Source organism: Myxococcus xanthus, assembly GCF_013116825.1.
Taxonomy (GTDB): Bacteria; Myxococcota; Myxococcia; order Myxococcales; family Myxococcaceae; genus Myxococcus; species Myxococcus xanthus_B.
Genome location: NZ_JABFNS010000216.1, coordinates 1 through 9141 on the forward strand (window position 1 = coordinate 1; position 9141 = coordinate 9141).

Below are 9141 nucleotides of genomic sequence, written 5' to 3' on the forward strand. Positions count from 1 at the left end.
GGGCTCCGTCAGCGGGAGTCGCCTTCGTCCATGGTCGCCGCCAGGGCGGCCCTGGCGGGCGCCGCGCAGGAGACGGGCGACCTCTCGGCGCTGCGCGAGGAGCTGGAAGCGCAAGTCCGGCTCCGCGAGGAAGCGGAGACGCTCACCGCCGAGGTCGAGGCCCAGGTCCGCCGGTTCGAGGAGGCCTGCGCGGAGGCGGAGCTGCGGGCCATCGACGCGGAGGCCCGCGCGGAGGCCGAGACGCAGGCCCGTGAGGCAGCGGAGCTTCGCGCCGCGGCGAGCACGCAGGCATTGCAGGCGCTCGAAGCGCGCCTGGAGTCGGAGGCCGCGGGGCGAGTCGTTTCGGAGGCCCGCGCCGAGTCGGAGTCCAAGGCGCGTCAGGCCGCGGAGCGCCGGGTCGAGTCCGCCGAGGACCTGACCGCGGTGTCGGAAGCGCGCATCGACGCGGAGGCCCGAGCCCGCGAGGCCGCGGAGGCCCGCGCCGAGGTGGAAGCCCAGGCGCGACTCGAAGCGGACACGCGTGCGCAGAGCCTGTCGCGAGCCCTTGAGGAAGTAGAGGCCCGCGCGGAACTGGCGACGCGTGCACAGGCGGAGGCAGAGGCTCGCGCGGAGCTGGCGGCGCGTGCGTTGGCGGAGGCAGAGGCTCGCGCGGAGCTGGCGGCGCGTGCGTTGGCGGAGGCGGAAGCGCAATCGGAACTGATTGCTCGGGCCCTGGCAGACGCCGAGGCGCGAGTGCAGGCGGAGCTCGGTGCGGGCGCCCGTGTGGAGTCCGTGGCCACGGCGCTGGCCGAGGCCGAGGCCCGAGCCGAGATTGAATCCGCGGCCCGCGTGGATGCCGAAGCGCGTCTGGAGTCCATCGCCACGGCGCGTGCCGAGGCCGAGGCCCGGGCCGAGATTGAAGCCGCGGCGCGCGCCGAGGCCGAGGCCCGCGCCGAGGCTGAGGCAACGGCGCGCGTGGATGCTGAAGCGCGTGCTGAAGCCGAGGCGTTGGCTCGCCAGGCGGCGGAAGCCCGCGTCACCTCCGAGTCTGATGCGCGCGCCGGACAGGAAGCGGAGGCCCGTGCGAACGCAGAGGCCCGCGCGGAGAAGGCGGAAGCCAGGGCTCAGCAAGAAGCGGAGGCCCGTGCGAACGCGGAGACCCAGGCTGACATCGAGGCCGCGGCCCGGGTGGAGGCCGAAGCCCGAGCGGTGCAAGACGCCGCTGCACGACTTGAGGCCGAAGCCCGCGCTGAGCGCGCGACCGCTGCGCTGAAGGAAGCCGAGGCCCGAGTCGAGAGTGATGCCGCCGTACGGCAAGCCGCGGAGGCCCGAGCCGAGAGCGAGGCCGTCGCGCGACGCGAAGCTGAAGCCCGCGCGCAGATCGAGGCCGAGGCGCGAGCCGCAGCCGAGGCCCGCGCTGAGCACGAGGCCACGTTGCGCGCCGAAGCAGAGGTGCTCGCGAAGGCGGAGACCCAGGCTCGCGAGAAGGCGGAAGCACAGGCCACCGCGGAGGCGGAGCGCCGCGCGGAAGCCGAAGCCCGAGCCGAACGTGAAGCGCGGGCCCGCGCCGAAGCCGAAGCCCGCGCCGAGCGCGAAGCGCAGGTCCGTGCCGAGGCGGAAGCTCGCGCCGAGCAGGAGGCCCAGCAGCGCGCCGAAGCAGAAGCACAGGCCCGGCGAGAAGGAGCGTCCCTCGCCGCCGAGAAGGCACGCGCCCGAACGGAAGAAGAACACCGCGTCACCGCCGCCGCCGAGGCTGAAGCCGAGTCCCAGGCCCGGCGCGAAGCGGAAGCCCGCGCCGAAGCCGCCCTGAGGTCCGCCGAGGCGGCGGAAGCCCGCGCCGAAGCCGAGGCGAAGCGCCGTGCCGAGGCCGAAGCTCGCGTCCAGCAATCCGCCCAGGCCGAAGCCGAAGCGATCGCCCGCGCGAAGGCTGAAGGCCGCCACCGAACGGCCCTCGAAGTCCGCCTGGACGCGGAGGCAACGCAGCGCACGACGCTGGAGTCCCGGCTCGAAGAAGAGTCCCGCGCCCGCAGCGAGTCCGAGTCCCGGCTCCTCGCGGAGAACACCCGAATCTCCGAGGAACTCGCCGCGCTCCGCCTGGAGCACCAGCAGGCCCGAGAGAACCTGGCGAAAGAGCGTGAAGCACGCGAGTCCCTCGAGCAGTCCCTGGAGGCACTGCGCACCGAGTCCGCCGAACAGCGGGCTCGCTCCGAGCGCGAGCGCCTGGAGCTGGAGGAGCGCGCGCTCCGAGACGCGGAGGAAGCCGCCGCCCAGGCCCGGGCATCCATGCTGCCCCTGGAAGCACCTCCCGGCAGACCCGAGCTGGCCGTGGCCCGCAGTGGCAGCGTCACCCAGGATGGCCTGACGAAGCTGGTGCTCCGGCTCTGCGAAGCCCGCATGGAGATGCGGTTGGAGCTGAAGGTGATGAACGCCCTGCGCGTCCTCTGGCTGCGGGACGGGGCACTTGTGGGGGCCGTCTCCTCCGCGCAGGGGGAGTCGTTGGTCGACCGGGCCCGCGCGGACGGGCTCATCGACGCGCGGCAGGAAGGCGAGCTGCGGCTGGTGCGCAGCGCCACCACGGCCGCGCTGCTGGATGCACTGCGGGGCCGGGGCTACCTGCGGGAGTCCGAAGCCGTGCCCCTGGTCCAGCGCTACACCGAGCAGGTCTTCCTGGACGCGCTGGCGGAGCCCTCGACGCTCTACCGCCTGGTGCCGGAGCCCGCGCCGCATGAGGTGGCGCTCGCCGCCGCCACGCGTCCGCCGCTGCACCTGTTGGCCGAGGCCCTGCGCAACACCCTCACCTCCGAATCCCTGCTGGAGGCCGCCGGGAGCCTGCGCGCGCGCGTCACCCGCGGCGACATCCACCTGGCCCCGGATGACTTCGGCCTGCCTTCACGGGACCTCCAGCTCCTGTCCCAGGTGGACGGAGAGCACACGCTGGAGGCGCTGCTCCTGGGCGCGGGGCTGCCGCAGGACTCGGCCTTGAAGTCGCTCGCGGTGGCGCGGACGCTGGGGCTCGTCTCGCTGGAACCCGCCACGGATGAAGACGCGGGCGACCTGCCTCCGGAGCTGGATGTGCGGCGCCTGGATGCCAAGTTCGAGGAGATTCAGGACGCGGACTACTTCGCGGTGCTGGGGCTGGCCCGCTCGGCGGGGGGCGAGGAGGTCAAACGCGCCTACGAGCTGCTGGCCGCCGAGTTCCACCCGCTGCGCTTCGCGGGGCACCCCGACCCGGCGCTCCAGCACCGTGCGCAGCAGATTCGCACCGTGCTCGCCGAGGCCGCCCAGGCCCTGGGGGACGACCGGCTGCGCGCGGAGTACGCCCGGAGCCTGCTCGACTGACGCCCGTCGGACGGACGGCCTCCCGGGAGTGCAGGGCGGCCCACCCGGAGCGGTTGCCCGTCCGCTCCGGTGAGATTAAGACGGCGTCCATGGTCCGTGAGATCCTCATCTGGCCCGACCCTGTCCTGAAACAGAAGGCCAAGCCGGTGGCGAAGGTGGATGACTCCACCCGCACGCTGGTGAAGGACATGTTCGAAACGATGTACTCCGCTGAAGGCGTGGGCCTGGCCGCCCCGCAAATCGGCGTGCTCCAGCGCGTCATCGTGCTGGACACCACGCACAGCCAGCCGGAGCTGAAGCCCATTGCGATGATCAACCCGGAGATCATCGCCATGGAAGGCGACACGACCTACAACGAGGGTTGCCTGTCCATCCCTGGCGAGGCCGCGGATGTCGACCGGGCCGCCGTGGTCACCGTGAAGTTCCTGGATCCGGACGGTCAGGAGCAGACGCTGCGCTGTGACGGGCTTCTGTCCATCGCGGTGCAGCACGAGACGGACCACCTCAACGGCACCGTCTTCGTGGACCACATCTCGTCCCTGAAGCGCGAGTTCATCCGCAAGCGGATGAAGCGCCTCAAGACTTCGCGCGAGCGCGAGGTGAGCGCGCCGGCGTCTCCGTAGCGCCGGCGTCCTTCTGGACCTTCACGCCCTTCTTCGGGCACAGGTCCGCGACGACGCAGCGCTCACACGCGGGCGAGCGGGCAAAGCAGGTCCGCCGCCCGTGCCACACCAGGAGCTGGTGGCCCAGGGTCCACCGCTCGGGCGGCAGCACCGCCTGCATGTCGGCTTCCACCTTGTCCGGGTCCGCCTTCGTGGTGAACCCGAGCCGGTAGGCGAGCCGCTTCACATGCGTGTCCACGGGGAAGGCCACGTCGCCGCCCAGGTGGATGCACACCACGCCCGCCGTCTTGCGGCCCACGCCTGGCAGCTTCTCCAGCGCGTCCCGCTTCAAGGGAACCTGCCCGGCGTGCTCCTGCACCAGCGACCGGGCGGCCGCGACGATGTTCTTCGCCTTGGCGCGGTACAAGCCGCAGGTGCGGATGAAGGGCTCCACGTCCGACGGTTCTGCTTCCGCATAGGCCTGGGCGTCGGGGAAGCGCTGGAAGAGGGCCGGCGTCACCATGTTGACGCGCTTGTCCGTGCACTGCGCGGAGAGGATGACGGCCACCAGCAACTCCAGGGGCGTCCGATAGTCCAGCTCGATGCGGGCATCCGGCATGTCCGCGGCCAGGCGGTCCATCACCAGCAACGCGCGCTTTCGCTTCTCGGCGACTGTCTCACGTCCAGGCACGGCGCCGTTGTATGTCACACCGGCTGCGAGCCCAAGCACCGGTTGGACGCACCCATTCGGGGAGATTCATGAAGCGCATCGACTTCCGTTCCGACACCGTCACCCAGCCCACGGCCGCCATGCGGCGCGCCATCGCCGAAGCCGAAGTGGGGGATGACGTTTATGGCGAAGACCCCACCGTGCTCCGTCTGGAGGCACGGGTGGCCGAGCGGCTCGGCTTGGAGGCCGCCGTCTTCGTGCCCTCGGGGACGCAGGCGAACCAATTGGCCATCGGCGCGCATTGCCGGGCGGGCGACGAGGTGCTCACCGAAGCAGGCAGCCACATCCTCCACTACGAAGGGGGCGCGGTGCCCGCCTTGTGGGGCGTGCAGCCGCAGCCGCTGCCAGGACAGCGCGGTCTGCTGTCGCCGGAGGACGTGAGCGCGGCCGTGCGCGAGGACAACATCCACAACCCGCGTACGCGCCTGCTGTCGCTGGAGAACACGCACAACCGGGGTGGGGGTTCGGTATGGCCGGTGGAGCGCTTCCGAGCCGTCGTGGAAGCGGCGCGCAAGGCGGGGCTGGCCGTCCACCTGGATGGAGCCAGGCTCTTCAACGCCGGTGTCGCCCTGAGCGTGCCGGTGTCCGCCTGGGCCGCGCTGACGGACACGACGTCCGTGTGTTTCTCGAAGGGCCTGGGCGCTCCGGTGGGCTCGGCCCTGGCGGGGCGCGCGGACGTCATTCGTGAGGCGCGCCGGCTGCGCAAGCGGCTGGGCGGTGGCATGCGGCAGGCAGGCATCCTGGCGGCGGCCGCGCTGCATGCACTGGAGCACCATGTCGAGCGGCTGGCGGATGACCATGCGAACGCCCGCAGGCTGGCCGCGGGGCTGGCGGAGCTGCCCGGCGTGAAGGTGGACGCCTCGCGGGTGGAGACCAACATGGTCTTCGCGGAGTTCTCCCGGTCCGCTCTGGAGATCGTGGCGCGACTGGAGCAGCACGGGGTCCTGACGAACCCCGCGGGTGCTCCTCGGACGCTGCGCCTCGTCACCCACCTGGATGTGTCCGCTGCCGACATCGATGAAGCCCTGCAGCGCATCCGCCGCGCCGTGGGTTGAGCACAGCCTTGGGTGAAACGCGCGTCCGTGGACATCCCTGGGCGCGCACACGGGGTGGGGAAGGAGCGCTCCGGGCGGGCCATGGTAGGCTCGCACCGCCGTGCGCCGCCTCAGCCTCCTCGCCTTCGCCACAGCTTGTGCCTGCGCTACCCGTGGCGCGGAGCCGAAGATGAGTTTCGAGGAGCTCTACGCCACCTCGGCTTCGCAATCACGCGCGCCCGATGCAGCGCCCGCGCCCCTTCGAGTGCGACCGCCCGCGCCGGAGACGGCTCCGGAGCTGCATGCCGTGCTCGCCGCCTTCGCGTCGCGAGCACAGGACCTTCGTCAGCAGGTGGCGCGAGGCGGGACGATGCCCGCCGCCCAGGTGGAGAATTGGGAGCAGGTGACCTTCGCATTGGACGGCTTCCTGTCGCGTCCCGCGGCGCCGCGCGTCGGCTCGGGTGATTTGCTGCAGGCCCAGAGCGTCCTGGAGGCCGAACTGGAGCGGGACGGCTTCACCTATGGCGACATGCCGGCCCCGCTGGCCGAGGCGGTGGTGCTGCGCGTGGGCCGACTGGCGGTGCGCACCGCCGAGCTGCGCCGCCTGGAGCAGCCGCCCGAGCCGGCCGAGGAGGCGCTTCCGCGCTTCTCCTGGCCGGTGGATCCGGTGTCCGTCACCAGCCTCTTCGGTTACCGCTGGCACCCCGTGACAGGCGTGCACCGGCGCCACCTGGGCGTCGACCTGGCCGCGACGCAGGGCCAGCCCATCTACACGGCGGACAAGGGCGTGGTGCTGCGCGCGGGCCACAATGGCGACCATGGCCTCCAGGTGGAGGTCCAGCATGAGGGACGCTGGGTGACGCGCTACAGCCACCTGTCTCGCGTGCTGGTGGACCCTGGCGAGGTACTGGAGCGAGGCAACGCCGTGGGGCTGGCCGGGGAGACAGGGCTGGCCACCGGCGTCCACCTCCACTTCGAGCTGTGGCGTGACGGCCAGCCCATGGACCCGCTGGATGCGCTGGGGGACGCGGAGCCGCCTCCGGAGCCCGTGCCGTCGGTGGCACGGGGGCCCGTCAGCCGCTAGCCCGCAATGCAACAGGGGCGCCCCCTTTCGGGTGAGCGCCCCTGCGCGAAGTCCCTCGGCGATGGCCTAGAGGGAGTTCTTCAACTCCTTGGCGGGCCGGAAGCCGATCGTCTTCGACGCCTTGAGCTTCATCATCTCGTTGGTCTGGGGGTTGCGAATCTTGCGAGCCTTGCGCGACCGAACCGACCAGGTTCCAAAGCCGGGATAGCTGAAGCGGGCGTCCTTCTTCACCGCCTTACCGATATTGGTGAAGACGATGTCGAGGATCTGCGCCGCCGACTTCTTGGTGAGACGTGTCTGCGCCGCCACCACCTCGACGAGTTCTGCCTTGGTCATTACGCCCCTCCGTCCGTTGTCTGGCCTTGAAGTGCTTTAACCCGGCTGGTGGTAACAAATCGCTCTTTTCCCTGTCAATGCCGGCCGCGGTTTGGAGCCGGAAAATCGGCCTCCAGACGAAAAGTTGGCCCTCTGAAACACCGGGCGTAGGAAGAGCGTGGAGAGTCGCTTCCGATACATCATCGCGACCCATCCACGGTGAATTGGAAAAAAAGCTGTGTGTGATCGTGTTTTGAAGAAAGTCTTTGGAATATTGATCGCTTGCGAAGGGGCTCTGATCGCGCTCGCATGAGCTCTGGTGGGAAGGCGCTAGGATGCTCGCTTGCGTGCGCTTTCGAACCTTCCTGATCTTGATCCTGCTGCTCGCCAGTGCCTGTCGGAGCCCTCCGCATCGCGAGGCGCAACCAGCCGCGTCGTCCCTGGCCCCCGGCACCCTCTGGGTGGACGCGGCTGGCGCGGAGCCTGGTGACGGCTCGCGTGAGCGCCCGCTGCGCCGGCTCGGCGAGGCACTGGCGCGGCCCGGAGTCCTGACCGTGCGGGTAGCCCCTGGGCGCTACACAGGCCCGTTCCTGATCCCACCCGGAGTTCGGGTGGAGGGGCAGGGACCGGGGGTGGTGCTGCAAGCGGAGGGAGCTGCTCGCACGGTCATTCAGGTGGGTGGAGGTGTTGAATTGTCAGACTTGGTCGTCCAGGGTGGGCTCTGGGGGGTGGAGGTCACGGACGGCGGCCATGTCCGGCTGGCGCGAGTGGGCTTCCGCGGGCAGGTGACGGGAGCGGTGCGTGTGGAGGCCGGGCGGCTGGAAGTGGAGGACAGCCGGTTCGAGGCGGCGCCAGCGGCCAGGGTGGGGGTGTTGCTGGAAAGCGGACGGGCCCCGCCTCCGGAGGGCGGCGCGCAATCGGCGCCGCGCGGCGCCTCGTCCAAGCCCGAGGTGCTGTCGAACACGGACGGCTCCATGCACCTCCCTCAGGACCGCGAGGCCGACGCGGGGGCTGGAGCGCAGCAGGAAGGCCCGAGCCGTGCCGGAGCCATCGTGGAGGCGCACATCCGAGGGAGCACCTTCACCGGCCCCTACCGTCGAGCCGTGCGGCTGCGCGGCGGGGACGTGCGGGCCACGCTGGAGGACCTCCAGTTCACGGGGGCCGCGACAGCGGTCGGCGTGGACGGTGCGTACGCCGAGGTGCGGCGCTCCACCGCGGAAGGTGGGCAGGCGGCGGCTTTCTCGGTGATGGACGGCACCCTCATCCTGGATGAGGTCTCCGTGACGGGGCACGAGTACGGCGTGTCCGCCATGCAGGCACGCAGGCTCGACGTGCACCGCTTCACGTCGGTGCGGGCCATTCGGGCCGGCATGGGACTGCTGATGTCACGCGTCCGGCTCCGGGACATCGTGGTGCGGGACAGCGGCGCCTATGGCGGGCTTCAGTTCTCGGGCGGGGACCTGGACGTCCAGGGCGTTCGGGTGGACGGCGCCGCCGAATACGGGGTGATGGCGCTGCGTGGGAAGCTGCGGCTCCGTGACGCGGACATCCGCCGGGTGCACACGGCGGACGGTGTCACCGGGGATGGCCTGCACCTGCGTCAGGTCGAAGCGGATGTGGAGGGCGTCGTGGTGCGCGATGCACAGGGGGCGTGTGTCCTCGCGGCGCAGAATGCCCGCGTGTCACTGCGGGGCGCGAAGCTGGAGACCTGTGGGTACGTGGGCCTGCTGACGGACACCCTGGCGCGCATGAACGCCGCCAACGTGGACATTCAAGGGGCGGGGACGGCGCTGGGCGCTCTGGGAAACGGCGAGCTGCGTGTGGAATCCCTCTCCGCGAGTGGCCTGGAGACGGGGTTCGTCCATGCGGAGTGCGAGGGCGCCACGCAGGTGCACTTGAAGAAATTCCGCTCCGAGGACACGCGAGGCCTGTCGGCGCGCTGTGTCCACGCCAGCCCGAAGTGAACCGGCACGACAGCAAGGGTTGCTTCATCCCGCGGGATGCTCAGGGGACGGAGCGCTCCGGCTCGCGAGGCTCCTCTTCCACCGGGGCGGGAGG

The 9141-nt window shown here is 71.0% G+C and carries 7 protein-coding genes; 5 read left to right on the top strand and 2 right to left on the bottom strand.

Features of this window, described 5'->3' with window-relative positions:
- Positions 1-30 precede the first annotated feature (30 nt).
- Together HNV26_RS35775 and def are read left to right on the top strand one after the other, a co-directional pair.
- A complete protein-coding gene (locus tag HNV26_RS35775; protein WP_253817362.1) occupies positions 31-3318 on the top strand; it encodes a DnaJ domain-containing protein in 3288 nt (1095 codons plus the stop codon).
- 89 nt (positions 3319-3407) lie between these two features.
- The gene (gene def, locus HNV26_RS35780; RefSeq protein ID WP_090484493.1) at positions 3408-3941 is read left to right on the top strand and encodes a peptide deformylase; all 534 of its coding nucleotides are present in this window, start codon (positions 3408-3410) and stop codon (positions 3939-3941) included.
- Here def and nth read toward each other — a convergent pair.
- The gene (gene nth / locus HNV26_RS35785; protein WP_366817098.1) at positions 3895-4611 is read right to left on the bottom strand and encodes an endonuclease III; all 717 of its coding nucleotides are present in this window, start codon (positions 4609-4611) and stop codon (positions 3895-3897) included. The genes def and nth overlap by 47 nt on opposite strands.
- 68 nt (positions 4612-4679) lie before the next feature.
- Here nth and ltaE point away from each other — a divergent pair, with 68 nt between their 5' ends.
- Positions 4680-5705: a low-specificity L-threonine aldolase gene (gene ltaE, locus HNV26_RS35790; protein ID WP_171443338.1), complete on the top strand. Its 1026-nt coding sequence runs from the start codon at positions 4680-4682 to the stop codon at positions 5703-5705.
- A gap of 100 nt (positions 5706-5805) precedes the next feature.
- Entirely contained in the window at positions 5806-6768 is a 963-nt protein-coding gene (locus HNV26_RS35795) for a M23 family metallopeptidase (RefSeq protein WP_171443337.1), read from the top strand.
- A 66-nt stretch (positions 6769-6834) separates the two neighbouring features.
- On the opposite strand, the gene HNV26_RS35800 is transcribed toward HNV26_RS35795, so the two are convergent.
- Positions 6835-7104 (bottom strand): HU family DNA-binding protein, encoded by a 270-nt coding sequence (locus tag HNV26_RS35800; protein ID WP_002635502.1) that lies wholly within the window; start codon positions 7102-7104, stop codon positions 6835-6837.
- A gap of 671 nt (positions 7105-7775) precedes the next feature.
- Between HNV26_RS35800 and HNV26_RS35805 the strand changes: the two genes are divergently transcribed.
- Positions 7776-9047 carry a hypothetical protein gene (locus HNV26_RS35805; RefSeq protein WP_253817363.1) on the top strand — a complete coding sequence of 424 codons (1272 nt, stop codon included), beginning with the start codon at positions 7776-7778 and terminating at the stop codon, positions 9045-9047.
- The last annotated feature ends 94 nt before the right edge of the window (positions 9048-9141 follow it).